This window comes from Streptomyces beijiangensis (assembly GCF_017315755.1).
In the GTDB taxonomy this organism is placed as follows: Bacteria; Actinomycetota; Actinomycetes; order Streptomycetales; family Streptomycetaceae; genus Streptomyces; species Streptomyces beijiangensis.
Map to the genome: position 1 here is coordinate 1 of NZ_JAFLRJ010000714.1, position 1,254 is coordinate 1,254.

At 68.9% G+C, this 1,254-nt stretch carries 3 protein-coding genes; 2 read left to right on the forward strand and 1 reads right to left on the reverse strand.

Annotated features, from left to right (window positions below):
- The coding region (locus J0695_RS38560) for a tetratricopeptide repeat protein (protein ID WP_206969507.1) at nucleotides 1-410 on the forward strand (410 nt) is incomplete at its 5' end.
- Nucleotides 411-449: 39 nt separating this feature from the next.
- Here the strand turns inward: J0695_RS38560 and kilB are convergent.
- The gene (kilB, locus tag J0695_RS38565) at nucleotides 450-917 is read right to left on the reverse strand and encodes a plasmid transfer protein KilB (RefSeq protein WP_307798889.1); all 468 of its coding nucleotides are present in this window, start codon (nucleotides 915-917) and stop codon (nucleotides 450-452) included.
- Nucleotides 918-997: 80 nt separating this feature from the next.
- Between kilB and J0695_RS38570 the strand changes: the two genes are divergently transcribed.
- Nucleotides 998-1,254: hypothetical protein (locus tag J0695_RS38570; RefSeq protein WP_206969508.1), on the forward strand; the 257-nt coding region annotated here is incomplete at its 3' end.

Genomic DNA, 1,254 nt, shown 5'->3' on the forward strand with positions numbered 1-1,254 from the left:
CGCTCGCCGACTCCGAACGCGTCCTGGGCGCCGACGACCCGGACACCGCCGTCTCACGCGGCAACCTGGCGCTGGCCGTCGACGAGGCGGGCGACCTGGACCGTGCGATCCCGCTGTACGAGGCCGCGCTGGAGGCGAGCGACGACATCCTCGGCCCCGACCACGCGTACACCCTCAAGTTCGGCCGGGAGTTCGCCGACTCCGTGCGGGTCCTGGGCCCGGACGACAACGACACCCTCGCCTCCCGTACGAACCTCGCCGTCGCCTACGGCGCCGCGGGCCACCACGCACACGCGCTCACCCACTACGAGGCCGCCCTCTCCGGGTACGAGCGCGTCTTCGGGCCCGACCACCCGCTGACGGTGGACGCCCGCGAACGTCTCGGGCGGGCGCAACCGGACGGACCCTGACCGCGGATCACCGGACCAGGGGGTCACCGATCGAGGGGGTCACTGCACGTGCGGGGTCACCGCCGTCACGAGGTCGCGGATGGACTGGCGCGTACGGTCGCGGGCCGCGTCCAGGGCCGCGCGGTCGGCGATCTTGTGGAGCTCGGTGATCTGCTCCATGGCGCGCTCGGCCAGCGCGGTGAGTTCCGGGCTGTTGCCGACCAACTGGGCGCGGAACATGGCCTCCTGGGCCGCGTAACGCTTGGTGTACGTCTCGGAGAGGAGCTCCGGCGTGTCCTCGGCGAAGCGGCCCTCGTGGATGACGAACCACCGGAAGACCAGCACGCGGCGGTAGTTGAGGAGCGCTCCGGCGTACGCGCTGAACGCCTCGATGCGTTCCTGGCGCACCCGCTCGAGCCGGGTGAAGGCTTCGGTGCGCTCCTGCGCCTTGCGCTGGAAGTAGTACGTGGACCCCGCGCCTATCAGGGTTCCCAGTACGGCGATCACACTCACTGCTACGGCTTCCACCCGGCCAGGGGATCACACGACCCGACAGGTCGGGTAGACACGGCGGGTTTCAACTCGCCCTTCGGGGCAACTCGTCGGGCATGTCCAGACGCTATGGCGGAAACCCGGCGGCGACGATCATCCTCATTGTTGCGGACATCGCAGCGCTGATTCTGATCCTGTGGATCGCCTTCTATCTCTTCGAGGCCAACTCGGCCAATGACCTGGTCTCCTGGGTCCACGACGCGGCGAACTGGCTTGCGGGCTGGTCCCGTGACCTCTTCACCGTCGACAACGACAACTGGCGCACCGTGCTCAACTTCGGTCTGCCCGCTGTCATCTATCTGCTCGTCGGCCA